Raw genomic sequence first — 236 nt, 5'->3', positions numbered from 1 at the left:
TCGACGGATGCGGCGACGAAACCTGACGTGGACAATCGGTGGCAGCGCACTCATCCTCTCCGGAGTGCTTGTCATGATGCGCGAGATCGCGCTGGGTTCCTCACTGACTCCCGCGCTTGCTGTGATCGCCGAACTCACGTGGAGCGTTGGCGTGACAGTGTTCGCAGTGGGACGCACGCGATACGAAAGCGTCGTAGCGCGCAGGCCGTTGGGCCTCGTCGCGATCCTGATCCTCG

This window comes from Microbacterium sp. UBA837, from assembly GCF_002296025.1.
In the GTDB taxonomy this organism is placed as follows: domain Bacteria; phylum Actinomycetota; class Actinomycetes; order Actinomycetales; family Microbacteriaceae; genus Microbacterium.
Note: the sequence above shows the minus strand (reverse complement) of the source record.